General features: G+C 70.4%; 19 protein-coding genes and 2 pseudogenes. 10 read left to right on the top strand and 11 right to left on the bottom strand.

Going from position 1 to position 24,996, the window contains the following annotated elements:
* Positions 1–15 precede the first annotated feature (15 nt).
* The 4 genes and pseudogenes from ACWFR4_RS08450 to ACWFR4_RS08435 form a co-directional block, all read right to left on the bottom strand.
* Complete coding sequence (locus tag ACWFR4_RS08450) at positions 16–3,828, bottom strand: multifunctional oxoglutarate decarboxylase/oxoglutarate dehydrogenase thiamine pyrophosphate-binding subunit/dihydrolipoyllysine-residue succinyltransferase subunit (RefSeq protein WP_453651599.1); 3,813 nt, start codon at positions 3,826–3,828, stop codon at positions 16–18.
* Between the two features lie 261 nt (positions 3,829–4,089).
* A pseudogene (locus tag ACWFR4_RS08445) lies at positions 4,090–5,260 on the bottom strand (HAMP domain-containing sensor histidine kinase).
* A 16-nt stretch (positions 5,261–5,276) separates the two neighbouring features.
* Positions 5,277–6,014 (bottom strand): response regulator transcription factor, encoded by a 738-nt coding sequence (locus tag ACWFR4_RS08440; RefSeq protein ID WP_116510033.1) that lies wholly within the window; start codon positions 6,012–6,014, stop codon positions 5,277–5,279.
* A 93-nt stretch (positions 6,015–6,107) separates the two neighbouring features.
* Positions 6,108–6,809: a spermidine synthase gene (locus tag ACWFR4_RS08435; RefSeq protein ID WP_453455309.1), complete on the bottom strand. Its 702-nt coding sequence runs from the start codon at positions 6,807–6,809 to the stop codon at positions 6,108–6,110.
* 149 nt (positions 6,810–6,958) lie between these two features.
* Between ACWFR4_RS08435 and ACWFR4_RS08430 the strand changes: the two genes are divergently transcribed.
* The 3 genes from ACWFR4_RS08430 (at position 6,959) to ACWFR4_RS08420 (ending at position 10,727) form a co-directional block, all read left to right on the top strand.
* Positions 6,959–7,819 carry a rhomboid-like protein gene (locus ACWFR4_RS08430; RefSeq protein WP_453651597.1) on the top strand — a complete coding sequence of 287 codons (861 nt, stop codon included), beginning with the start codon at positions 6,959–6,961 and terminating at the stop codon, positions 7,817–7,819.
* A 174-nt stretch (positions 7,820–7,993) separates the two neighbouring features.
* A complete protein-coding gene (gene lon / locus ACWFR4_RS08425) occupies positions 7,994–10,417 on the top strand; it encodes an endopeptidase La (protein ID WP_453455314.1) in 2,424 nt (807 codons plus the stop codon).
* 37 nt (positions 10,418–10,454) lie between these two features.
* Entirely contained in the window at positions 10,455–10,727 is a 273-nt protein-coding gene (locus ACWFR4_RS08420) for a hypothetical protein (protein WP_453455317.1), read from the top strand.
* Between the two features lie 127 nt (positions 10,728–10,854).
* Here the strand turns inward: ACWFR4_RS08420 and ACWFR4_RS08415 are convergent, their stop codons facing one another.
* The gene (locus tag ACWFR4_RS08415; RefSeq protein WP_453455319.1) at positions 10,855–11,688 is read right to left on the bottom strand and encodes a lysozyme; all 834 of its coding nucleotides are present in this window, start codon (positions 11,686–11,688) and stop codon (positions 10,855–10,857) included.
* A gap of 218 nt (positions 11,689–11,906) precedes the next feature.
* On the opposite strand from ACWFR4_RS08415, the gene ACWFR4_RS08410 reads away from it, so the two are divergent.
* Positions 11,907–12,410 (top strand): MarR family winged helix-turn-helix transcriptional regulator, encoded by a 504-nt coding sequence (locus ACWFR4_RS08410; RefSeq protein ID WP_453455322.1) that lies wholly within the window; start codon positions 11,907–11,909, stop codon positions 12,408–12,410.
* A 203-nt stretch (positions 12,411–12,613) separates the two neighbouring features.
* Here the strand turns inward: ACWFR4_RS08410 and ACWFR4_RS08405 are convergent, their stop codons facing one another.
* A complete protein-coding gene (locus ACWFR4_RS08405; protein ID WP_453651595.1) occupies positions 12,614–13,402 on the bottom strand; it encodes a protein phosphatase 2C domain-containing protein in 789 nt (262 codons plus the stop codon).
* A gap of 365 nt (positions 13,403–13,767) precedes the next feature.
* Here ACWFR4_RS08405 and ACWFR4_RS08400 point away from each other — a divergent pair, with 365 nt between their 5' ends.
* The 5 genes from ACWFR4_RS08400 (at position 13,768) to ACWFR4_RS08380 (ending at position 19,499) form a co-directional block, all read left to right on the top strand.
* The gene (locus ACWFR4_RS08400) at positions 13,768–16,626 is read left to right on the top strand and encodes a nitrate- and nitrite sensing domain-containing protein (protein WP_453651593.1); all 2,859 of its coding nucleotides are present in this window, start codon (positions 13,768–13,770) and stop codon (positions 16,624–16,626) included.
* The gene (locus tag ACWFR4_RS08395; protein ID WP_116510014.1) at positions 16,623–17,126 is read left to right on the top strand and encodes a roadblock/LC7 domain-containing protein; all 504 of its coding nucleotides are present in this window, start codon (positions 16,623–16,625) and stop codon (positions 17,124–17,126) included. Before ACWFR4_RS08400 ends, ACWFR4_RS08395 begins: the two co-directional genes overlap by 4 nt.
* Positions 17,123–17,548, top strand: a complete 426-nt coding sequence (locus ACWFR4_RS08390; protein ID WP_240654277.1) for a DUF742 domain-containing protein — start codon at positions 17,123–17,125, stop codon at positions 17,546–17,548. Before ACWFR4_RS08395 ends, ACWFR4_RS08390 begins: the two co-directional genes overlap by 4 nt.
* Before the next feature lie 64 nt (positions 17,549–17,612).
* On the top strand, positions 17,613–18,212 hold the full coding sequence (locus ACWFR4_RS08385; protein WP_453455427.1) for a GTP-binding protein: 600 nt from the start codon (positions 17,613–17,615) through the stop codon (positions 18,210–18,212).
* Between the two features lie 33 nt (positions 18,213–18,245).
* Positions 18,246–19,499 carry a styrene monooxygenase/indole monooxygenase family protein gene (locus tag ACWFR4_RS08380; RefSeq protein WP_453455330.1) on the top strand — a complete coding sequence of 418 codons (1,254 nt, stop codon included), beginning with the start codon at positions 18,246–18,248 and terminating at the stop codon, positions 19,497–19,499.
* Positions 19,500–19,748: 249 nt separating this feature from the next.
* On the opposite strand, the gene ACWFR4_RS08375 is transcribed toward ACWFR4_RS08380, so the two are convergent.
* Positions 19,749–20,333 (bottom strand): hypothetical protein, encoded by a 585-nt coding sequence (locus ACWFR4_RS08375; RefSeq protein WP_453651592.1) that lies wholly within the window; start codon positions 20,331–20,333, stop codon positions 19,749–19,751.
* 875 nt (positions 20,334–21,208) lie between these two features.
* On the opposite strand from ACWFR4_RS08375, the pseudogene ACWFR4_RS08370 reads away from it, so the two are divergent.
* Positions 21,209–21,483, top strand: a pseudogene (locus ACWFR4_RS08370) (tyrosine-type recombinase/integrase); the annotation flags it as partial.
* 159 nt (positions 21,484–21,642) lie between these two features.
* Here ACWFR4_RS08370 and ACWFR4_RS08365 read toward each other — a convergent pair.
* The 4 genes from ACWFR4_RS08365 to ACWFR4_RS08350 form a co-directional block, all read right to left on the bottom strand.
* A complete protein-coding gene (locus tag ACWFR4_RS08365; RefSeq protein WP_453651590.1) occupies positions 21,643–22,794 on the bottom strand; it encodes an NlpC/P60 family protein in 1,152 nt (383 codons plus the stop codon).
* A gap of 148 nt (positions 22,795–22,942) precedes the next feature.
* Positions 22,943–23,209 carry a hypothetical protein gene (locus ACWFR4_RS08360; protein WP_453455339.1) on the bottom strand — a complete coding sequence of 89 codons (267 nt, stop codon included), beginning with the start codon at positions 23,207–23,209 and terminating at the stop codon, positions 22,943–22,945.
* A gap of 10 nt (positions 23,210–23,219) precedes the next feature.
* Complete coding sequence (locus ACWFR4_RS08355) at positions 23,220–23,945, bottom strand: TetR/AcrR family transcriptional regulator (RefSeq protein WP_453455340.1); 726 nt, start codon at positions 23,943–23,945, stop codon at positions 23,220–23,222.
* A 72-nt stretch (positions 23,946–24,017) separates the two neighbouring features.
* Complete coding sequence (locus ACWFR4_RS08350; protein ID WP_453455343.1) at positions 24,018–24,956, bottom strand: AurF N-oxygenase family protein; 939 nt, start codon at positions 24,954–24,956, stop codon at positions 24,018–24,020.
* Positions 24,957–24,996 lie beyond the last annotated feature (40 nt).

Here is a 24,996-nt window from a genome sequence, read left to right as displayed (position 1 = left end):
ACGAGGTCAGGCTGCTCAGGCCTCGAAGACCTCGTGCACCAGCTGCTCCTGCTCCGCCTGGTGACGCTTCGCCGAGCCGACCGCCGGGGACGAGCCGTGCGGCCGCGAGATGCGGCGCAGGCGCTCACCGTGCGGGACGTCGGCGCCGACCGCCAGGTCCAGGTGGTCGATCAGGTTGAGGGCGATGAAGGGCCATGCGCCCTGGTTCGCCGGCTCCTCCTGGGCCCACAGGTACTTCTCCGCGTTCGGGTACTTGGAGATCTCCGCCTGGAGCTCGGCACCCGGCAGCGGGTACAGGCGCTCGATGCGGATGACCGCCGTGTCCGTCACGCCGCGCTTCTGACGCTCGGCCTCGATGTCGTAGTAGACCTTGCCCGCGCAGAAGACGACCTTGCGGACCGCGGCCGGGTCCACCGAGCTGTCGCCGATGACGGGACGGAAGCCGCCCGTCGTGAACTCCTCCGCCTTCGACGCGGCGGCCTTGAGGCGCAGCATCGACTTCGGTGTGAAGACCACCAGCGGCTTGTGGTGCGGGTTGTGCACCTGCCACCGCAGGAGGTGGAAGTAGTTCGACGGGAGCGTCGGCATGGCGACCGTCATGTTGTTCTGCGCGCACAGCTGGAGGAAGCGCTCCGGGCGGGCGGACGAGTGGTCCGGGCCCTGGCCCTCGTAGCCGTGCGGCAGGAGCAGCGTGACGCCGGAGGTCTGGCCCCACTTCTGCTCGGCGGCCGAGATGTACTCGTCCACCACCGTCTGCGCGCCGTTGACGAAGTCGCCGAACTGCGCCTCCCACATCACGAGCGACTCGGGACGGGCCAGCGAGTAGCCGTACTCGAAGCCCATGACCGCGTACTCGGAGAGCAGGGAGTCGTAGACGTTGTAACGCGCCTGGTCGTCCGAGAGGTACAGCAGCGGGGTGAAGTCCTCGCCCGTCTCACGGTCGATCAGGACCGCGTGGCGCTGGCCGAACGTGCCGCGGCGCGAGTCCTGGCCCGAGAGGCGCACCGGGGTGCCCTCGAGGAGCAGGGAGCCGATGGCGAGCGTCTCGCCCATGCCCCAGTCGATCGTGCCGTCCTCGATCATCGCCGCGCGGCGCTGCAGCTGCGGCAGCAGACGCGGGTGGACGGTGACGCGGTCGGGGATGTTGACCTGCGACTCGGCGATCCGCTTCACGGTCTCCTGGGAGATCGCGGTGCTGACGGCGACCGGGAACTCGGCCTGCGGGTCGATCGCGGGGGCCTGGGCCGGAAGCGCCGTGGCCTCGCGGACCTCGGCGAACACCTTCTCCAGCTGGCCCTGGAAGTCCTGCAGCGCCTGCTCGGCCTCTTCGAGCGTGATGTCGCCACGGCCGATGAGGGACTCGGTGTAGAGCTTGCGCACCGAGCGCTTCTTGTCGATCAGGTCGTACATCAGCGGCTGCGTGAACGCCGGGTTGTCCGACTCGTTGTGACCGCGGCGGCGGTAGCAGATCAGGTCGATGACGACGTCCTTGTTGAACGCCTGGCGGAACTCGAAGGCCAGTCGGGCAACGCGGACGACGGCCTCGGGGTCGTCGCCGTTCACGTGGAAGATCGGCGCCTCGATCATGCGGGCCACGTCCGTGGCGTACATGGAGGAGCGCGACGACTCCGGGGCGGCGGTGAAGCCGACCTGGTTGTTGATGACGATGTGGACCGTGCCGCCCGTGCGGTAGCCGCGCAGCTGCGACATGTTGAGCGTCTCGGCGACCACACCCTGGCCCGCGAAGGCCGCGTCACCGTGCAGGGCGACCGGCAGGACCGTGAAGTCCGTGCCGCCCTTGTTGATGATGTCCTGCTTGGCGCGGACGATGCCCTCGATGACCGGGTCGACCGTCTCCAGGTGGGACGGGTTCGCGGCCAGCGAGACCTTGATCTGCTCGCCGTCCAGGCCGGTGAAGGTGCCCTGGGCGCCCAGGTGGTACTTCACGTCGCCGGAGCCGTGCATCGACTTCGGGTCGAGGTTGCCCTCGAACTCGCGGAAGATCTGCGCGTACGACTTGCCGACGATGTTCGCCAGGACGTTCAAGCGGCCGCGGTGGGCCATGCCGATGACGACCTCGTCGAGGCGCGACTCGGCGGCGGAGTCGATGACCGCGTCGAGCAGCGGGATGACGGACTCGCCGCCCTCCAGGGAGAAGCGCTTCTGGCCGACGTACTTCGTCTGCAGGAACGTCTCGAACGCCTCGGCCGCGTTCAGCCGGCGCAGGATGCGCAGCTGCTCCTCGCGCTCCGGCTTGGTGTGCGGGCGCTCGACGCGGTCCTGGAGCCACTTGCGCTGCTTCGGGTCCTGGATGTGCATGTACTCGATGCCGGTGGTGCGGCAGTACGAGTCACGCAGGACGCCGAGGATGTCGCGCAGCTTCATCATCGACTTGCCGGCGAAGCCGCCGACCGCGAACTCGCGCTCCAGGTCCCACAGGGTGAGGCCGTGCTCGGCGATGTCCAGGTCGGGGTGCTTGCGCTGGCGGTACTCCAGCGGGTCGGTGTCGGCCATGACGTGGCCGCGGACCCGGAAGGAGTGGATCAGCTCGAAGACGCGGGCGGCCTTCGTGACGTCGTCGTCGTGCGAGGCGTCGATGTCCTTGAACCAGCGGACCGGCTCGTAGGGGATGCGCAGCGCCTTGAAGATCTCGTCGTAGAACTCGCCCTCGCCGAGGAGGAGGTTCGCGACGACGCGCAGGAACTCGCCGGAGGCGGCGCCCTGGATGACCCGGTGGTCGTAGGTCGACGTGAGCGTCATGACCTTCGAGATGCCGAGCTTGTTCAGGGTGTCCTGGGACGTGCCCTGGAACTCCGCGGGGTAGTCCATCGAGCCGACGCCCATGATGACCGACTGTCCGGGCATCAGACGCGGCACGGAGTGGACGGTGCCGAGGCCGCCGGGGTTGGTCAGCGAGACCGTGACACCGGTGAAGTCGTCCATGCCGAGCTTGCCGTCGCGGGCGCGGCGGACGATGTCCTCGTAGGCCTGCCAGAACTCGAAGAAGTTCAGCGTCTCGGCCTTCTTGATGCCCGCGACGACCAGCTGGCGGTCGCCGTTGGGCTTCACCAGGTCGATGGCGAGGCCGAAGTTCACGTGCTCCGGCTTGACCAGCGTCGGCTTGCCGTCCTTCTCCGCGAAGGAGTAGTTCATCGACGGCATGGCCTTGATGGCCTGCACCATCGCGTAGCCGATGAGGTGGGTGAAGGAGATCTTCCCGCCCCGGGCGCGCTTCAGGTGGTTGTTGATGACGATGCGGTTGTCGAACAGCAGCTTCACCGGGACCGCGCGCACGGACGTCGCCGTGGGGACCTCGATGGAGGCGTTCATGTTCTTCGCGACGGCGGCGCTCGGGCCGCGCAGCGTCACGAACTCGGGGCCGCCGGCGGCCCCGGTCGCGGGCTGCGCCTTGGCGGGAGCAGGGGCCTTCACGACAGCGGCGGCCGGCTTTGCGGGCGCCGCGGCGGCGGGCTTGGCCACCGGGGCGGCCGGAGCCGCCTTGGCCGGAGCCGGAGCCGGAGCCGGAGCTGCGGCCGCCGGAGCGGCGGGCGCCGCGGCAGTGCCCGCAGCCCCCGCGGCTGCGGTACCGGCGGTGCCGGGACCGGAACCCTGTGCGGGGGCTCCGGTCGTCGGCTGGGCCGGGGCACCCGGCTTGTAGTCGGCGAAGAAGTCCCACCAGGCTCGGTCAACCGAATTCGGGTCCTGGAGGTACTGCTGATAGATCTCGTCGACGAGCCACTCATTGGGACCGAAAGCGGCTGCAGGGCTCTTGCCCTGCCCCTCTTGGTCGGTCGAGGTGCTCGAGTTACTGGGGGACTGTGGCGACACGGCGGTAACCGCCCTCTTCCGCTTCTCACAAGGTGATGGACAGCGGGAATAAAGGCTACGCCTCCAACACCGGGACTTGCAGACCGGGCGGGTCATCCGTCGCGTAAGTCACACCGGAAGCCGTGTTTCGGCGCTGGAAATGGCGGGAAACAAGCGGGGTTCCGGTTCACCTTGGGTACGTCCTTGTACGAGTGCGGCCCATCGGCCCGCACCCCGTGACGAATGGCACGGCGATCTTGTGCTTCCGGTTCGAACCCTACGTCAACTTTGAGCTCGGGGCAGGCCCGGAAGAGTGACCTGGATCCGGCATCCGCGAGCCGATTCGGCCACGCCGATCCGGCCGCCGTGCAGGTCCACGGCCCACCGGGCGATGGCGAGGCCGAGACCGGTGCCGCCGTCGCTGCCGGGGCCGTGCGCGGCGCCCTTCACATGGCCGCCCCGGTTGAAGCGCTCGAATACGCGGTGCCACTCGGAGCGGGGGATGCCGGGGCCCTCGTCTAGGACCTCCAGATCGAGCGACTCCGGATAGAGGCCGCGCCGTGCGAGCACGGTCACCCGGCCGTGCGGCGGGCTGTGTTTCACGGCGTTGTCGATGAGGTTGGCCACGACCTGGTGGATCCGCTCGGGGTCCGCGTGCGCGGTCAGCTCGGGCGGGGACACGTCCAGGTGCAGATGTACGTCCGTACGCGTGTGGGTGCCGGAGCCCGAGGCGATGCCGGCGCGCTGTGAGGCGACCATGTTGGCCTCCTTCAGGACGCCCGACAGATAGGGCCACACCTCGAAGCGGCGCGCCTTGAGCGGGACCACGCCGTTGTCGAGCCGCGAGAGGTCGAGCAGCGTCTCGACCAGTCGGCCCAGGCGCTCGGTCTGTTTCAGGGCGGTGCGCATGGTCTCGGGGTCGGCGGCCGAGACCCCGTCCACGACGTTCTCCAGGACGGCGCGCAGGCCTGCGATCGGGGTGCGCAGCTCGTGCGAGACGTTCGCCACGAGCTCCTTGCGCTGCTGGTCCTGGGCCTCCAGGTCGTCGGCCATGCGGTTGATGGTCGCGGCCAGGTCGCCCAGCTCGTCGCGCCGGTCGGCGCCACGGACCCGGCGTGTGTAGTCGCCGTGCGAGATGGAGCGGGCGACGGTGTTCATCTCGTCGAGCGGCGCGGTCAGCGAGTGCGCCACGAACTGGGTGATGAGGAGCGTCGCGATGACCGAGAAGACCGTGATGAAACGGAGCTCGGTCTGGGTGCGGACGGCGACCATCAGCAGTCCGGTCGTGATGAACACCGAGACGACGACCAGCGTGCCGAGCTTGGTCTTGATGGAGAACGGCCGCAGACCGCCCTGCACCCAGTGGCCCGCGAGGGGCCGGGCGGCCGGGGGAGCGCCGGGCGGGCGGCCCGGCGGCCCGGGCTCGTACCCGTCCGCGCCCCGTACGTCGGATGCGCCGCCGCTGCCGGTCATGGCGTCGGCGTCTCCAGCGCGTAGCCCACACCGTGGACGGTGCGGATCCGCTCGGCGCCGATCTTCCGGCGCAGCGCCTTGATGTGGCTGTCGACGGTCCGGGTGCCCGACGCGTCCGCCCAGTCCCACACCTCGGCGAGCAGCTGCTCACGCGAGAGGACGGCGCGGGGCGTGTTGGCCAGGCAGACCAGGAGGTCGAACTCCGTGGGCGTCAGATGGACGTCCTCGGAGCGCACCCGCACCCGGCGCTGTGCGTGGTCGATCTCCAGCTCGCCGAGCCGCAGGATGCCGCTCCTGGGCGTGGCCGCCGCGAGCGCCGCGCGCTCGACCCTCCGCAGCAGGACGTGCACGCGCGCCGCGAGCTCCCGCATCGAGAAGGGCTTCGTCATGTAGTCGTCGGCACCCACGCCGAGCCCGACGAGCATGTCCGTCTCGTCGTCGCGCGCCGTGAGCATCATCACCGGCACCGGCCGCTGCGCCTGCACACGGCGGCAGACCTCGAGCCCGTCGAAGCCGGGCAGCATGATGTCGAGGATCAGCAGGTCCGGTTGCCATGCCTCGGCCGTGTCGACCGCCGCCGGACCGTCCTGTGCCGTTTGCACTAGGAATCCCTCGGCACGCAGCCGCGCGGCGATGGCGTCGACGATCGTGGGGTCGTCCTCGACCACCAGGACCCGTCGTTGGGCACCCGGCGTCGCCGTGCTGCCGTTGTGGGAGGTGTGTGTCTGCTCCATCGCCCCGCCCCTGAATGCGCACATCCGTGTGCGCTTGACGCTTGAATGATCTGGGTTTCGGCAGTCAGCGTACGGGGAGTTACCGCGAGTCGGCTACGCAGGCCTGACCCCGAGATGTACGACGTCCGGAACGCCCCGGACAACCGGGATCTCTTCGGTGCGGACCGACCGGAATCCGGCATTCCGCAAGGTTCCTTCAAAATTTGCGGAGGGCTGTGCGGACCACACGGCGAGCACGCCACCGGGAGCGAGCCGCGCCCGACAGGCCGCGAGACCTACCGGTGAGTAGAGATTGTCATTACCCTCCGTCACCGTCCAGTCGGGTCCGTTGTCGATATCGAGGCACAGTGCGTCGTACGTCTCGGTCGATTCCTGGACGTACGAGACAAGGTCCGCCTCCACAATCTCCGTGCGCGGATCGGCGAGCGCGAACCGTGACAGTTCGGACAGTGGGCCCTCGCGATGCCAGTCGACGATCGCCGGCTCGCGCTCGACGACGGTGATGCGGCCCCAGCGGGAATTCGCAGCCGCGTGTGTGAGGGAGAATCCGACACCGAGCCCGCCGATGAGAATTCCGGGCGCCGGGCGGTCGTCGAGAGCGTCCAGCGCCGCGTCGACCAGGAGGCGCTCGGAGCGGCCGTCGGACGTGTCCATCAGGAAGCATCCGTTGGCGATGATCTGGAGCAGCGCGCCGTGGCGCCGCAGTACGACCTCTCCGAACGGCCCCTCGCGCCGGTCGAGGACGACGGGGGCGGTGTGGTCGGTGTCGTACGGGATGGGGTACGAGGTGGACATGGCGTCCATCCTGCCGCAACCGGTGTGACGCCCGGCCGTCCCTGGAACCGGAGTTGGGGGCGCTCGTGCGCGGGTCCTGGGGATCGTGTCCCACGTGACGTCGGTCATGGACAGCGCGGTGCGGGTCGCGAAGTGTGGGCCGGGCCGGAATGGGAAGGGTGCCGCAGGTGGAGCGTGGCGTGACGGTCGAGGCAGACGGGGCGGACGTTACTTCGAGGACTGTTTCTTCGAGGACGTCTTCTTCGGGGACGCTGCCTGCGGCTTCGCGGCCCCTGCTCGACGCCGTTCCGGCTCAGTCGGCGGCCTGTGACATGGCGCCAGCCGCTCCCGGATCCGTGACCGGCGAGCACGCCCCGCCCGAGACCGCCGGCCCCCGGCGCCGGATGCGCCCCTGGCGGTTGCTGCCGACGCCCACGGGGACGCCGTTCACCTTCGCCTACGCCGCCGTGCTCGTCGGCACGTCCCTCTTCGTGATGTTCGCCGATCCCGGCGTCGTCGCGTCCGCGCTGCGGGGTTCCAGCACCGACGTGGCGCACCTCGCGCACACGCCCGTGTTCGTGCTGGTGGCCAGTGCGCTGTGGATCGCCGGCGGGATCACGTCCCCGTTCGCGATCGGCTTCCTGGTCGTTCTCACGGCGCTGGAGCGCCGGATCGGCGGCCGGCGCACCGCCGGTGTCTTCGTCCTCGGCCACACCGTGGCGACGCTCGCCACCGAGGTGCCCGTCGGGCTCTCCGTGATGGCCGGGCGGCTGCCCGAGAGCTCGCTGCACCGCCTCGACTACGGGATCAGCTTCGGTGTGGCCGCGAGTATCGGGGCGCTCGCCGGTCTCCTCACGCCCTGGCTGCGCTGGACCGTGCTCGCCGTCGTCGGCGCAATGCTGGTCGAGGACCTCATCGAGTTCGCGGACCCGATGACGAACTGGGGTCACCTCATGGCGCTGGCCATCGGCGTCGGGACCTGGCCGCTGGTGCGCCGGTGGCGCCGCGCGCCGGGACCGTCCACAGCCTGACGCGTCACCCATCCCCCGGCCGGCCCATGGTCACACACGTCACACACTCCCTCTGAGCTGCGGCTTTCCCATGCCTATCCACTGATCGCCGAGAGCGAACAGTGCCGGGGGAACATTCGGAGGCTCACGTGCATTGAGTCTCCATAGCTCAACTTGACTGCTTAAGGGGAGATCATGGCATCGACGTCCACACCGCTCACCCTGCCCGTGCTGCCGCTCGACGACGAGGTCGTGCTGCCCGGAATGGTGGTGCCCCTCGACCTCAACGACAACGACGTACGCGCCGCGGTGGAGGCCGCCCAGGCGGTGGCCCGTTCCAGCGGATCTGTGGGCGGCAGCAAGCCGAAGGTGCTTCTTGTTCCCCGGATCGACGGCACGTACGCGAACACCGGCGTACTCGGCACCGTCGAGCAGGTGGGCCGGCTCGCCGACGGCGACCCCGGCGCCCTGATCCGCGGCCGCAGCCGCGTACGGATCGGCGCGGGCACGACCGGCCCCGGCGCCGCCCTGTGGGTGGAGGGCCTCGCGGTCGAGGAGACCGTGCCGGAGCCGCTGCCCGGCTCCGTGACCGAGCTGGTCACCGAATACAAGGCACTCGCCACGAACTGGCTGAAGAAGCGCGGCGCCTGGCAGGTCGTGGACCGCGTCCAGCAGATCGACGACGTCTCCGCGCTCGCCGACAACTCCGGCTACTCGCCCTTCCTGAGCACCCCGCAGAAGGTGGAGCTCCTGGAGACGGCCGACCCGGTCGCCCGGCTCAAGCTGGCCACCGAGCAGCTGCGCGAGCACCTCGCCGAGCAGGACGTGGCCGAGTCCATCGCCAAGGACGTGCAGGAGGGCGTCGACAAGCAGCAGCGCGAGTTCCTGCTGCGGCGCCAGCTGGACGCCGTACGCAAGGAGCTGCGCGAGCTGAACGGCGAGAGCGGCAAGGACGCTGCCGAGGAGTCCGACGACTACCGCACGCGGGTCGAGGCCGCCGACCTTCCCGAGAAGGTCCGTGAGGCCGCGCTCAAGGAGGTCGAGAAGCTGGAGCGGTCCAGCGACCAGTCCCCCGAGGGCTCGTGGATCCGCACCTGGCTCGACACCGTCCTCGAACTGCCGTGGAGTGAGCGCACCGAGGACGAGTACGACATCCAGGGCGCCCAGCGCGTTCTTGACGCCGAGCACTCGGGCCTCGAGGACGTGAAGGAGCGCATCACCGAGTACCTGGCCGTGCGCAAGCGGCGTTCCGAGCGCGGGCTCGGCGTCGTCGGCGGACGCAGGGGCGGCGCGGTGCTCGCGCTCGTCGGCCCGCCCGGCGTCGGCAAGACCTCGCTCGGCGAGTCCGTGGCGCACGCCATGGGCCGCAAGTTCGTCCGCGTCGCCCTCGGCGGCGTACGGGACGAGGCGGAGATCCGCGGACACCGGCGTACGTACGTGGGTGCTCTGCCGGGCCGGATCGTCCGCGCGATCAAGGAGGCCGGGTCGATGAACCCGGTCGTGCTGCTCGACGAGATCGACAAGGTGGGGTCCGACTTCCGGGGTGACCCGGCGGCCGCCCTGCTCGAAGTCCTCGACCCTGCGCAGAACCACACGTTCCGCGACCACTACCTGGAGGTCGAACTCGACCTCAGCGACGTCGTGTTCCTCGCGACGGCCAACGTCCTGGAGGCCATCCCGGAGGCCCTGCTCGACCGTATGGAACTGGTCCGTCTCGACGGCTACACCGAGGACGAGAAGGTCGTCATCGCCCGCGACCACCTGCTCCCGCGCCAGCTGGAGCGGGCCGGTCTGGACAAGGACGAGGTCACCCTCGGCGAGAGCGCGCTGCGCAAGCTCGCCGGGGAGTACACGCGGGAAGCCGGCGTGCGCAACCTGGAGCGGTCCGTCGCACGGCTGCTGAGGAAGGTCGCGGCCCAGCACGAACTGGGCGAGCGCGAGCTGCCGTTCACCGTCGAGGACACCGACCTGCGGAGCCTCATCGGGCGTCCGCACCACGTGCCCGAGGCGGCGCAGGACCCGGCCGAGCGCCGTACGGCGGTGCCGGGCGTGGCCACCGGGCTCGCGGTCACCGGAGCGGGCGGCGACGTCCTCTACGTGGAGGCGTCCCTCGCCGACCCGGAGACCGGCGCGGCCGGCCTGACCCTGACCGGTCAGCTCGGTGACGTGATGAAGGAGTCGGCGCAGATCGCGCTCTCCTTCCTGCGTTCGCACGGCGCCGAACTGGAGCTGCCCGTCGCCGACCTGAAGGACCGGGGCGTGCACATCCACTTCCCGGCGGGCGCGGTGCCGAAGGACGGTCCGAGCGCGGGTGTCACCATGACGACCGCTCTCGCGTCGCTGCTCAGCGGGCGCCAGGTCCGTACGGACGTGGCGATGACCGGTGAGGTGTCGCTGACCGGGCGTGTGCTGCCGATCGGTGGCGTCAAGCAGAAGCTGCTCGCCGCGCACCGGGCCGGCATCACCACGGTCGTCATCCCGAAGCGGAACGAGGCGGACCTGGACGACGTCCCCGCCGAGGTCCTGGAGAAGCTGGACGTGCACCCGGTGACGGATGTGCGGCAGGTGCTCGAACTGGCACTGGCGCCGGCCGCCCTGGAGGTTACGGTCGCGGCGTGACGACTGTCCTTCGGTGGGCTTCGCCCACCGGGGCCGGATGACGAAGGCCCGGGTCCCCTCATGGGGCCCGGGCCTTCCGCATGGTCGACCGACCGGCCCACCAGACCGTCAGCCGGCCGCGTACTCGCTGACGGCCTCGGACGACGCGGTCACCGTCACCACGCTGCCGCCCGCCACCAGCTGTGGCAACGCGACGCTGCCGAAGCTGTACCGGGTCGCCCCCGACGGCAAGGGTGGTGCCCAGCGCGTGTCCTGCAACCCCGGCGACCAGGTCTACGCGGCCGCCGACACGGGTCGGCGGGTGCTGTGACCGGACGGCACGACCGGCTACACGAACCTCGTGAAGCGGGACCGCCCGGCGGGCGGTTGCCGACCTGCCCCGCACGAGCGGCCGGCCCCCTGGGGGGAGCCCGGCCGCTCTTCGCTCGCTCGCAGGCTCAGCCGTTGGCCAGCGCCTGGAGCCTGTCGTAGGCGCCGTTGAACTTGCTGTGGTCACCGACCGTCGGGCCGGACGACGTGTACTGCCACATCGTGTAGAAGCCCCAGCCGGCCGGGAGCGCGCCCGGGTCGGTGTTGTAGCGCGCGATCCAGAGCGGGTTGGTCGCCCCGAAGGCGCTGGAGTTGCCGGTGCACTCGGTCCACCAGCTCGTCGCCGTGTAGATCACGGCGTCGCGGCCGGTGCGGGCCTTGTACTGGTTCAGGAAGTCACGGATCCAGCTGACCATCCCGGCCGCGGTCTTGCCGTAGCAGGACGCGCCGTACGGGTTCCACTCGATGTCGAGCGCGCCCGGCAGGGTCCTGCCGTCCCGGGACCAGCCGCCCCCGTGGTCCACGAAGTAGTTGGCCTGGGCGGCGCCGGTCGTCGTGTCCGGGGTCGCGAAGTGGTACGCGCCGCGGATCATGCCGACGTCGTAGGAGCCGTTGTACTGCTGGGCGAAGTACGGGTTCGTGTAGTACGTGCCTTCCGTGGCCTTGACGTAGGCCCACTTCACGCCGCTGTTCCAGAGCGTCGACCAGGCCACGTTGCCGTTGTGGCTGCTGGTGTCCACGCCCTCGGTCTGGACGGCCTTGTCGCCGGTGGGCAGACCGCCTTGACCGTCGTGCTCGGCGACGCCCATGCCCATCGTGGCGGAGCCACGGGCGGGGACGTCGGCGGCCTGGGCCGCGGTGGGCAGGGTGAACAGCAGCGAGAGCGCTGCGAGGATGACTCCGGCCGCCGGGAAGCGCTTGAGGCGCGGGCGGCGGACGGTTCCGGATCTGTGCACGGGCATTGCGTGCCTCCGAAGGCCTCGTTGAGCTTCTGTGAGCTCGGTGGGGGGACCTTTCGACATGTCACTGGTGTGGACATGTCACTAATGAAGCTACGCACGTAGACCGCCGGGAGGGAAGGGGGCCCGGATGCTGCCGTTGGTCTACTCCTGCGAAATACTGGCGGAGCTGCGGCAATGGCCGCGAATGGCGGAAACTTTCAGAAACGGGAAACCCTGGCATGGGTGCTGACGTGCACGAGGACGGGAACGGTGAGCGGCCGGGCGCCGAATTCGACGCGACGGAGAGTGGTGTGGACCACGAATTCTTGTCCCTGGAAAGGGAGTTGACGGTCTTCCTCAGGCGAGCCCGCGCGTCCTCCGGCGAGATGGCGCGCGCCGTCCACCCGGACCTCGAACCCGCCGCCTACGGACTCCTCGCGCGCCTGGAGGAGTGCGGCCGGCAGCGGGCCACCGAACTGGCCGCGTACGTCGGCGTCGGCAAGGCCACCATGAGCCGGCAGCTGCGCGCCCTGGAGGACCTCGGTCTCGTCGCGCGCGAGCCCGACCCCGCCGACGGCCGCGCCTGGCTCGTCCACCTCACCGACGAGGGCCGCGCCAACTTCCGGCAGGTGCGCGACGCCCGCCGCGCCACGTACGTACGCCAGCTCGCGGGCTGGGACCGCAGCGAGGTGGCGGAACTGGCGCGGCTGCTCCACCAGTTGAACGCGGGCGCCGAGAGCTAGGGCCTTTCGTTCGGATCAGGCCGGACTCGCGGGGCCCGGCACCGCACCTCGCGGCGTCGTCGTCAGTCGCCTACTCCCCCGAGCGCTCGGCTGCGCTCGAGCAGGGGGACCCCCATCGCGTGGGCTCCTTCCTCCGCCTTGCGATGCACGGCACCAAGCCTCGCTCCCTGATCCGGCCTGATCCGAACGAAAGGCCCTAGGCCCTACAGCTCCACGTACACCGCCGTCGCGTCGTCGTGGGTCTTGCTGCGCCGCAGGAAGACCCGGTCCCGCTCGTCCGCGTCCTCCAGGGCCCGTACGCGCGCGACCACCGCCTCGGCGCCCTCCTTGCGTACGAGCGCGAACAGGTCCGCCCAGTCGCCCTCGCGGAACTTCTCGACCCAGCGCGTGACTCCGTCGGTCAGCGCCACGAGCGTGCGCGCCCGGGTGCGGGGGAGTTCGCCCGTGACCGCTCGGGCGGCGACCGAGGGATCGGCGGCGGCCGTGAAGAAGCCGCCCTCCTTGTTGCGTACGGTCGCGTCGGCCACCTCGTCCGAGACGAGGGAGGAGCGCGGCACGCGGTCGAGCCGGTCGTCCACCAGCGCCGTGACCGATCCGGACATGTCCTCGACCAGCAACACCGAGTCGGACAGCACCAGATACTCGACCCGCTCCGCGTCCCACCGCGCCAGGACCACGGTTGCCTGAGGCGTGCGCGGGTGAGAAAGGTCACAGGTTTGCCGATGGGTGTCAGTGGTGCGGCGGATTGCCTCGGCGAGGACGGCGGCCAACGTCATATCTCGCCGTGAAACGGACAGTTCACCCAAGGCGCCGCCGAGGCGGGCCGTGAACCAGGGGACGGAATGCAGACAGCCGGTCTCGCCCCGGGGTGGCGTGACCCCGTCCAGGACCACGAGCGTTCCCCCCTGTCCGGAGGCGGGTACGGCCGCCGAGGCGAAGTCCTCGTTGGGCCGGTCGGGGTTTCCGGGCTCCGTCGCGAGTTCGATGCGCATCCGGCCAGTCTGCACGAGGCCTTCACAAGAGGCCCGTTGAGCCGGGAGTTGAGCCACATCGGCAGGTCAGACGCCTGGTTTCGCCCGGAATGATCGACTCCGCCGGGGAGTGGCGGGGCATCTTGCCAAAGCCTGTGAGAGACGTCCAACCGGCGCCCCGTTCGGGCTCCGTGCCCATGCCACCGGGACTTGCTCCCCAACTCCCGCTCGATGTTCACTCCTTCGGGTGGCTGGCTAGGTGATGCGCGACCACTGCTCACCGGCACTGGAATGGTCTGGAGCCATACCAGGGGGCGCGCGTGTTGACAGATCGTCACCCGGGCCCATGGGTAGACGAGTCAGGAATGCGAGCACCGGTGCGGAAGATGCGGCCTCGACGCAAGGGCAAGCAAGCGGCCTCCGAAGCGGACGAGGGGCGCACGACGGGTCCCGCAGGATCCGCCGCGCACGCCCCGGCGGGCACCCCCGCCGACCCCGGAGGACGACGCACCGCGCGGGTGCGCAACCGGCTCATCATCGCCGTAGCGGTCGTCGCCGCGGCGATCGCCGGTTCTGCCGCACCCGCCCTCATGACCGCGTCCGGGCAGGTCGGCGACTCGCAGGAGCTCGTCGACCTCGCGGCGCGGACCCAGCAGACCGTCACGCTCTCCCACTCCCTGGCCGACGAGCGCGACGAGGTCACCGCCTTCATCGCCGCCGGGCGGCCCAAGGGACAGGGGCTCTCCGAGAGCCGCAGCGCCCGCGTCGACCGGCAGCTCGAAGAGCTCCGCACCGACGCCCCGGCCCCCCTGCAACGCGACCTCGCCGGCATCGCGGCCGTCCGCCGGGCCGCTCTCACCGGCAAGGGAAGCGCCCTCGAGGCGCACAGGGCGTACTCCGGCGCGATCAACGAGCTGCACGGCACCGCCGAGCAGCTCGCCGAGAGCACCCCGCCCCGCGCGGGCTCCGGGGCGCACGCCTTCGCCGACCTCGACCGGGCCGTCGAGCAGGCCTCCGCCGCGCGCGGGCTCCTGCTCGCCGCGTTCGCCGTGCCCCGCACCGACCAGACGTCCACGGTCATCGACCCGGTCACCGGACTCCCGAAGACGGTCGTCTCCCAGGACTCCGCCGACGGCAAGCAGCGCGACGCCCTGAGCGCTGCCGCCCAGCAGGCCCACGTACGCGAACAGGCCGCGCTCGCCGACTTCGAGGACGCCGGCCCGGCCGCTTCCGTCGCCTCCTACGACGCGACGGTCACCGGGCCCGACGTCACCAAGGCCGACAAGTACCTGGCCGCCCTCACGGACGAGCCCACGCTGTCCGCCGGAGACCTCGCCGCCAACCCCAAGAGCATCGACGCCGCGCTCTCGGCCCGTATCGACCTGATGCGCGGCGCCGAGTCGTCCCTCTACGACCGGCGCACCAAGGACCTCGCCCTGCTGCGCGACGACGACGTCACCGCGCTCGAGGTCCGTATCGCGCTGGCCGGGCTGTGCCTGCTCGTCGCCGTCGGCGTCTCGATGGCGATGGCCCGCTCGCTGACCAGGCCGCTCGCGGTGCTCCGCCTCGGCTCGGCGCGCCTCGCCGCGGATCCGGCGAGCGAGGAGCCGGTCAAGTTCACCGGCCGCAACGACGAGTTCGCCCAGGTCGTACGGTCCGTCAACGCACTGCACGCGCACGCACTCGGCCTCCATGAGCGCCTCACCACGCTCGAGGCCGACCGCAAGCATCTGATCGGCCAGCGCGCGACCATGGCCGACGAGCGCGAGAAGCTGCGCGCCGAACTCGCCTCGGCCGCCGGTCACCTGGACCGGGTCCGGCACAGCATCCACGGCACGTTCGTGAACCTCGCCCTGCGCACCCTCGGCCTCGTGGAGCGCCAGCTCGGCGTCATCGAGAACCTGGAGGAGCGCGAGCAGGACCCCGAGCGCCTCGCGACCCTCTTCAAGCTCGACCACTTCGCCACCGTCATGCGGCGGCACAGCGAGAACCTCCTCGTCCTCGCCGGCGCCGAGCACGGCCACGGAAACCCCGGCGCCGTCCCGCTGGTCGACGTCGTGCGCGCCGCGGTCAGCGAGATCGAGCGCTACGAACGGGTCCGGATCTCCGCGCTCCCGCCGCACGCGCACCTCGCCGGGTTCGCCGCCGACGACCTCAGCCACCTCGTCGCCGAAGTCCTGGAGAACGCCACCTCGTTCTCGCCGCCCGACGCCTCCGTCGAGGTGTCCGGCTGGCTCCTGGAGAGCGGCGAGGTCATGCTCTCCGTCCAGGACGAGGGCATCGGCATGACCGACGAGCGGATGAAGGAGCTCAACGCCCGCCTCGCGGCCTTCGCGGACGACGAGATGTTCGACCCCGAGGACGGTGACGGCCTCGGCCTCGGCCTGTACGTCGTGGCCCGCCTCGCCGCGCGCCACGGCGTGCGGGTCCAGCTGCGCGAGCAGAAGCAGGGCGGGATCGCCGTCGTCATCGTGCTGCCCAGGGCGCTCCTCGCGGCGGCCCGCGCGGCAGCCGCGCCCCCGCGGGTCCCGGTGGCGGGCGCTGCGCCCGCCGTGCACCTGCCGGGCTCCGAGGCCGAGGCCAACTCCAATGTCCTGAGCAGCCGTTCCAAGGACGGCCACGACCCGCTGATCGCCGCGGCCGAGCACGCCGTACGGGAAGCGGGGACGGACGCCGAAGCGCCGCGGGAGCCCGTGGCGCATCCCGAACCGGAGCCCACGGTCCCGGTCGAGTCGCCCGCCGAGACGACCATGACCCTGACCGCGCCGATCCCGGCCGTCGACCCGGAGCCGGTACGCGCCGTCGCCCCGGAACCCGGACCGGCGGCGGCCCCCGAGCCCGCGCCGCAGCCCTTGCACCTCGACGACGAGCCCGCGCACGAGCGGGTCGCCGACGAGACGGGCACCGCGGAGACCAGCGGCACCCCGGGCCTGCCCACCCGGCCCAAGGCCGACACGCCTCCCGCCCCCGAGGCGGCGGGCGAGCCCGTGATCCCCGCGGCCCGCACCCCCGAGTGGGAGCGCGTCACGGACAAGGGCCTGCCCAAGAGGACCCCCAAGATCTCGGCCCCCGCGCCCGCCGCGGCGCCGCGCACCGGATCCGTCGACGCCGACGCCCTGCGCCGCCGCCTCGGCGGATTCCACCAGGGGGCCAGCAAAGGCCGGCGGGACGTCGAGGCCGAGATCGGCGGAACGGATCCGACCGCAGAACCCAAGGGGGACACAGTCGAGGAGGCAAGCAGTTGACTGCGCCCAGTCGCACGCCGAGTGCGTCCACCCCTGGATTCGGACTCAGCACCGAAGCCCGCAACCTGCACTGGCTGCTGACCAATCTGGTGGAGGAGGTGCCAGGGCTCCTCTCGGTCGCGGTCGTCTCCTCCGACGGGCTGCTCCTGCTCTCCTCCGACCCCGGCAGGAACAGTGAGCGCCCTGCCGACCACAGCGGCGGACCCAAGGGTTCCAGCGCCGACCTGGCCACGATCGTGTCCGGCGTCGGCAGCCTCACCATCGGCGCCGCCAAGCTGATGGACGGCGGCAGCGTCAAGCAGACCATGGTCGCGATGGAGGAAGGCAGCCTCTTCGTCATGTCCATCAGCGACGGCTCACTGCTCGGCGTGCACGCCACCCCGGACTGCGACATGAGCGTCGTCGCCTATCACATGGCGCTCTTCGTCGGCCGTGCCGGGCACGTCCTCACGCCCGAACTCCGCAGTGAACTGCGCCAGTCGATGGAGAACGCCAAGTGAGCAGCAGCATCACGAATCTCAGTACCGGCGGCCCGAAACTTCCCACCCGGGGCGGCGACCGCAAGCCGGCCCGGGTGCGCCCCTACTCGCTCACCGGCGGCCGCACCCGCTTCGGCCATGTGCTGCTCGTCGAGACGTTCGTCGCCGCGCTCGAAGCGCCCGAGGAACGCCTCGAGATAGGCCAGGGCACACTCTCGACGCGGATCATGCCGGAGATGCGGGCGATCGTGGAGCTGTGCCGCCGTATGCGCACGGTCGCCGAGATCGCCGCGCTCCTGAAGATGCCCCTCGGTGTGGTCCGCGTACTGCTCAGCGACCTCGCCGACCAGGGAAAGATCCGCGTTTACGGAACCGGCCACGGCCCGGGCCAGCCGGACCGCGCACTGCTTGAAAGGGTGCTGAGTGGACTCCGTCGTCTCTGAAGGCGTCACCGAGGGCGTCACGCCCGCCTTCGTACCTGCCCAGCCGCCGTCCGGCCGTGCTGCCATCGCCTTCGAGCCCCAGGAGGAGCTCCAGGCCTGGCAGACGGACCGCACCCGCGCCCCGATCGCCACGAAGATAGTGGTGGCCGGCGGCTTCGGCGTCGGCAAGACCACACTCGTCACCGCCGTCTCGGAGATCCAGCCCCTCCAGACGGAGGCACTGATGACCCAGGCGAGCGAGGACACCGACGACCTCACCGCCACCCCCGACAAGACCACGACCACGGTCGCCATGGACTTCGGGCGGATCACGCTCGACGACGACCTGGTGCTCTACCTCTTCGGCACGCCGGGGCAGCAGCGCTTCTGGTTCATGTGGGACGACCTGGTGCGCGGCGCGATCGGGGCGGTCGTACTCGCCGACACCCGGCGGCTGCCCGACTGCTTCCCGGCCCTCGACTACTTCGAGAGCTGCGGGCTCCCGTACGTCGTCGCCGTCAACCACTTCGACGGGTCGGACGAGTTCGACGCCGCCGATGTGCGCGAGGCGCTGACGGTGCCGCCGCACATCCCTGTCCTCATCATGGACGCGCGGCAGCGCATCTCGGTCGTCGAGACCCTCCTGGCCCTCGTCGGCCACGCGCTCGACGCCACCCCCGAATAGCCACCACCCCTCAGCAGTAGAAGAGGCACCCGCATGCGGAAGATACTCGTCGTCGGAGCCGGCCAGTCCGGTCTCCAGCTCGCCCTCGGCCTCCAGTCGAACGGGTACGAGGTCACCCTGATGTCCAACCGCACCGCGGACGAGATCCGGTCCGGCCGGGTCATGTCCACGCAGTGCATGTTCGACACGGCGCTCCAGCACGAGCGCGACCTCCAGGTGAACTTCTGGGAGTCCCAGGCCCCGAAGATCGAGGGCCTCGGCGTCTCCGTCGCCGCCCCCGGCTCCTTCGACCCGGGCCCCTCCCAGCGCGCCATCGACTGGGTGGGCAAGCTCGACGGCTACGCGCAGTCCGTCGACCAGCGCGTGAAGATGGCCGGCTGGATGGAGACGTTCGCGCAGCGCGGCGGGCAGCTCGTCATCCACGGCGCCGCGGTCTCCGACCTCGACTACTTCGCCCGTACCTACGACCTGGTGCTCGTCTCCGCCGGCAAGGGCGAGCTGGTCTCGATGTTCGGCCGCGACGCCTCACGCTCCCCGTACGCCGAGCCGCAGCGCGCGCTGGCCGTCGCGTACGTGCACGGCATGGGCCCCCGCCCCGAGCACCCGGACTTCGACGCGGTGCGCTGCAACCTGGTGCCCGGCGTCGGCGAGCTGTTCGTGATGCCGACCCTCACCACCTCGGGCCGCGCGGACATCCTGTTCTGGGAGGGCATCCCCGGTGGTCCGCTGGACGCCTTCAAGGGCGTCAAGGACCCCTCGGAGCACCTGGCCCTCACCCTGGAGCTGATGGAGAAGTTCACGCCCTGGGAGTACGCGCGCGCCACGAAGGTCGAGCTGACCGACGCCAACGCGACCCTCGCGGGCCGTTACGCGCCGACCGTCCGCAACCCGATCGGGCGGCTGCCCGGCGGCGGCTCGGTCCTCGGTGTCGCCGACGTCGTCGTCGCCAACGACCCGATCACGGGCCAGGGTTCGAACTCGGCGTCCAAGTGCGCCGCCTCGTACCTCGACTCCATCGTCGAGCACGGCGACAAGCCGTTCGACGAGGAGTGGATGCAGTCCACCTTCGACCGCTACTGGGACACCGCGCAGCACGTCGTGAAGTGGACCAACGCGATGCTGGGCGTCCCGCCGGAGCACGTCCTCAACCTGATCGGCGCCGCCGGCCAGCTCCAGCCGGTCGCCGACCGCTTCGCGAACGGCTTCAACAACCCGGCCGACTTCGAGAACTTCTTCTACGAGCCCGAGAAGACGAACGCCTACCTGGCCTCCGTCTCCGGGGCCTGATAGGGCTTTGACCAGTAACGATGTCATCGTTATTGGTCGTTGCCGGCCGTCGTGGGCCGTTGCTTCACGGCCCACGGACGGCCCAGGCGTCAGGTAGTCGGAGTCGAGCCTGTTACGGCGATCCGGAGAGCCTGGAGCGCCGGAGAAGGAGCGCAGCCCAGGACCGGGCCCATCCGTCGGGCGGAGAGGTCCACGGTCCTCGCGCGCCACGCCCTTCACCGGGCCCCTGACCGAGCTGGTGCCCCGGCATCAGAAGGGGGCCATGATGCGGGTCTGGACCTCGGTGTTGCCGGCGGGCGGGTCGACCGGGATCTGGATGCCGAACCCGCCGTCGTTGGAAGTACCTTCGTTGACGCTGTCGGGGTCTTCGTTGTGGCGCGCGTCGCTCTGGGCCTGGGTGTTGTCGGCGGGTGGGTCGACCGGGATCTGGATGCCGAACCCATCGTCGTTGGAAGTACCTTCGTTGACGCCGTCGGGGTCTTCGTTGTGGCGCGCGTCGCTGTAGCTGCCACGGTCATGGCCGCGGTTGTAGTCGGAACTCCGGTGACTACCGCCCCTTTCGTTGACGCTGTCAGGGCCTTCCCTGTGGCGCGCGTCGCTCTGGGCCTGGGTGTTGTCGGCGGGTGGGTCGACCGGGATCTGGATGCCGAACCCACCGTCGTTGGAGGTACCTCTTTCGTTGCCGCCGTCAGGGTCGTCATCCAAGGCGACCGGGCCATGCTGCAGGGCTACCGGTGCAGCCATGGCGGTCATCGGCAGTGCCAGGCCGCCGCCGGCCAGCACCAGGGAAGCCGTGACCACCACAAGACGGCGATTCCAGGAACGCTTGGTCATCGGAATTCTCTATTCGGTATTGCGGGGTTTCTGTATTCGCCCCGCATCGAAATCTGGGATATTCACGGCTCGCTGTGTCCGCCGCCGCCCCGGCGGGACCTGCTTCCAATAGATCAGGCTGGAAGCCTCCCGGCACGTCGCGACAAGACGTGACTTGACAAGCGAAAAACCGGCGGCTTGGTGGGTGCTGAGCCGCCGGTTTGCACAACGGAATACCGTTTCCCAAGGGCACAGCCCCGATGCCGGGCATCCGCGGCCTACGGCCAGACGGCAGTTCGTCACACGTCCTCGTAGGCACGGTTCAGACGTGGAGTGACATGCGCTCCGGCTCTTGATCGCGTCGTGGACGCGACCTCCCTGTCATCCGAGATCTTCTTATGCGGCGATTATACCTCTGCTTTACCAGTTCGATCGGCCGGCCGACCGGCTCTGCCGTCCGCAATAGCGATTCCACATATGCGACCGGAGAGGCAATGAGACATGGCGAATTCGCATCACGGAGGGCAACGGGCCATAGTTCGCCTGCGAAAGCAGATCGTCAAGCTGAAGGAGCTTCGCCAGGAAGACGCGAAGTAATCTACCCAGCTTCGGGCCGACGTCGAGCACCTCGTCCGCGTCGTCAATCAGCTCACCCTGGGGAACCGGCAGTTGCGAGAGGCACTGCCACAACCCGGCCCGCGCCTCAGGGCATTGCCGACCCAGCCGGACCCGAGCCGGACTCCTGAGCCGAGCGACATCAGCTGATCGGAGAACGGTCCCGGCGGGGTCTTGAGGTCCGCCGGGACCGGGGCGGAGAGCAGGTTGTCGGGCAGAGCTCAGGAGGGACGAAGCTCGCGGTGCAGGACGCGTCGCCGGAGAGGTGCCGGGCGACGGTAAAGCCCGCTCTCGTCGCGGCCGGAGTCCTTCCCGCGCCGGCGAGGAAGGACGATGCGCATCCGGCGGCGCGCGAGCACGGCATGCACGCGCTGAGGCACTTCTACGCGTCCGCGCTCCTCGACAGCGGCGAGAACATCAAGGCCGTGAGTGAGTACCTCGGGCACAGCGATGCGGCCCTCACCCTGAGGACTACGCCCACCTCATGCCAAGCCGCCAGGCGCGGACGCGGACTGCCATCGCGACCGTCCACGACAGAGGCCAACGATCGCTATGACGGCCCACAGACGGCCCACGGCCCGCCATGGATCCGCTAGTTGGGGCGAAACCGCTGGTAGAGCGCCCACCGGGCCGTGGTGTGGTTTCTCTGAGCCCGAGAAGACGAACGCCTGCCTGGCCTCCGTCTCCGGCTGATCCGCGGCGGGGCGCGCACCGGTCAGCCGGTGGGCGCCCCCGCGGCGCCGTTTCCGGTGTCGTCACCGCCCGTCGCGCCCTGGGGCAGCTCCGGCGGGGTGTAGTCCTTCATCGACGTGTCGCCCTGATCGGGGCGGACGGCGCCGAGCAGCGGGTTGGCCGCGATCGGCGACACCTTGACCCTCGCGCCCGGCCGTGGCGCCTGCACCACCATGCCGTCGCCCAGGTACATCGCCACGTGCGTGGCCTCGGGGAAGTACACGACGAGGTCCCCGGGCCGCAGCTCGTTCAGCGGGACGCGAGGCAGTCGCGCCCACTGCTCCTGTGACGTGCGGGGGATGCTCTCGCCCGCGTGCTCCCACGCCTTCGACGTGAGCCCCGAGCAGTCGAACGCCGCGGGCCCTTCCGCGCCCCACACGTACGGCTTCCCGATCTGGTTCACCGCGTACGCGAGTGCCGTGTCCCCGGCCCGCGACGGCGCCCGCTGCGAGCTGAGCGCGCCCGACGCCATGAACGTCTTCTGCGCCTTCGCCATCCCCGCGTCCTCCAGGCGGGTCAGCTCGGCGAGCTGGTCCGGGGTGAGCGAGGCGAGCAGCTTCTCGACGCCCTTGAGGCGGGCCCGGACCGCGTCCCGGTCCTTCTTCTGCCGCTCCGAGAGCCGGGTCTGCTCGGCGAGCGCCTTGCGTGCCTGGGCCGCCAGGTCGTCGGCGCGCTTCTCGCCGCCGACGAGCCGGTCCACGGTCGCGATGCGCTCCTGGGCCACGCGCCGGATCACATGGCCCTGGTCGAGGGCGTGCTGCGGGTCGCGGGCGAGGAGCAGGCGCAGATAGGGGGAGATGTTGCTGCTGCCCTGGTACTGCTCGCGGGCGAGGCGGCCTGCCGCGTCGCGGCTGTCGTGGAGCGAGGTGCGGGCCCTGGCCAGCTTGCGGGCCAGGTCACCGGCCGTCTTCCGGCGCTTCTTGAGCTTCTCCGCGGTCGCGTTGTACGTCTCGGTGGCCTTCTCGGCCTCCCGGTACAGACGCTGAAGATCTGTCAGAAGTGTGGCGACGGACTTGCTGCCGGCCGCCGGAAGGGGGCCGGGGTTCGGCGTGGTTGCGGCGGTCGCGGGTCCCGGCGCCGCGAGCGTTGAGGCCACCGTCGCGGCACAGACCCACCGCAGAAGGCTTCCTGACACATCATCACCTCCGGTGCGGGGCAGCCCGTCCGTCCCGCACCGTGAGCATCAACACGTCGGCCTGCCCGCGCGCCTCCTGCTGGGCGGTTCGGCCCAAAGACCTCACCCGGTCGGGGGACTCCACGATGGTGATCTACGAAGTCGACTGCTACGGACGCGGCTTGGACCAGGGCCACCGGAGCCCGCTGTCGTCGCGCCCCGAGGGGTCGTACTCGTACTTCCAGCGACGGGTGAACCGGATCTTGCCGGGGACCATCGGCACCCGGCGGTAGATGAGCACCGTGCCCGCGGAGCCGTCGGGGCCCGGCACGGGGATGCGGTACACCTTCGGCGGATGCCCCGTGGGCCCGAGCAGCACGGGCAGCACCTGCCCGTCCATCGGCCCGCCGACGAACGGCGTCTCTTCGCTCTTCACGGCACCAGTGTCACAACAGGTGTGCCGCGTCGCTCACCACGGGGAGCACCAGGCGCGCCAGCCGGCCCACGGGCCCGTCCTGCGTCTCCAGGGCCAGCGCGTGCCGCACCGCCTCGGCGGTCTGCGGGTCGCGGCCCGCCGTCGCGGTGAGGACCGCCATGAACTGGTCGACGAGCCCGTCGCGCAGCTCGTCCAGTGGCGGCTTCTTGTCCTCGTCGAGCCAGATCAGCGAGGCCGCCTCCACCGCCGTGATCCACATACGTACGGTCATCCGCAACCGGGGACCCGGGTCCGCCACGGCGAGATGGCTCAGGATGTGCTCGGCCGCCGCCCTGCGCACGCCGTCCACGATCGACGTCGTGCGCGAGGTCTCCACGACGCTGCCGCCCTGCAGCAGGGCGGCGAATCCCATGTCGTGCTGGTCCACGAACCCGAGGTAGCGGTCGAGCGCCCGCGTGAGCCGGCCGCTCAGCGGCCCTTCCTGCGGCTCCGCGAAGCACTTCTCCAGCTCGTCGGCCGCGGAGCGCAGCGCTGCCTCGTACAACTGCTGCTTGCCGCCGGGGAAGTAGCGGTAGACGAGCGGCCGTGAGACACCGGCCGCCTCCGCCACGTCGTCGAGGGACACCTCCTCGGGTGCCCGGTGCGCGAAGAGGGACAGCGCGGCGACGAGGAGCTGACTGCGACGCTCCTCGACGCTGAGCCGTCGGTACGCGCGGGTGCCGGGTGCCGAGGTCATGTCCCGCAGCGTAACCGGCTTTTCGTGCGGAGGTCCGGTACGGAAGCGCTCCGCACGGTCCCGGGCGCAGTCCTAGGCGAGCAGCCCGGACGACTTCCACAGCCTGCGTCCGACGCCCCGCATGACCCCGATGTCGTCCAGGAAGTCGGTCAGGCGCTTGGCGCCGGTCTGCATGATCTCGCGGCGGTGGCCGCTGGCCTTGACCTGCGCCAGCGCCTCCTTCGGGTCGAGCCCCGCCCGCTCGTAGGCCGCCGGGTTGTGGAAGGCCGTGTAGATCACGCGGGCCGCTTCGCCGCACACGATCCGGGTGTACGCCGCCTCGGCCGGGCCGCACGTCACCATCTGGCGGCGCAGCTCCTCACGGGCGTAGCGCACGTGACGAGCCTCCTCGATGACGTGGATGCGGGTGACGCCGCGCACCAGCGGCTGGACGCGCTCGTCCGGGAACGTCATCCGCTGCATCCAGTCGATGATCTCCTCGCCGAGCAGCGTGGCCGCGAAGGATCCCGGCGTCGTGGAGATCGTCTTGAGCACGCGTCCCAGGTTGTGGTGGACACGCGGCATGGGGAAACTCTCGCCGACGCTCCGCTTGATCATGCGGGCGAACATCATGGAGTGCCGGCACTCGTCGGCGATCTCCGTGAGGGCGTAGCGCACATGGCTGCTGGTCAACGACTTGTCGTAGATGTGCCGCACGAGGAGCTGCATCAGGATGATCTCGAACCAGACGCCCATGGACGCCATGGAGGCGGCCTCGTACTTGGAGAGCTCGATGCGCTGCTCCTGCGGCATCCGCTTCCACATGGGGGTGTCGTAGAGCGAGCAGAGCTCCGGGGGCCAATACCACATGCCCTCGACGTCGGGGGCGTCCCAGTCGAGCTCCTTGTCCGGGTCGAAGGAGTGCTTGGCGGAGGAGTCGAGCAAGCGCTCGGCCACCTGCTCGCGGTCCTTGAGCAGCCCGAGCGCGTCGCGCAGACCCTCGAACGCGTCGGCTTCCGTCACGGTCGTCATGGCTGTCCCACCTCGTCGTACGGGAAACGGGCGCCGCGGC

The sequence above is a fragment of the Streptomyces sp. NPDC055140 genome, from assembly GCF_053607285.1.
The sequence above is the reverse complement of the archived record's forward strand: the minus strand, read 5'-3'. Positions and strand labels throughout refer to the sequence as shown.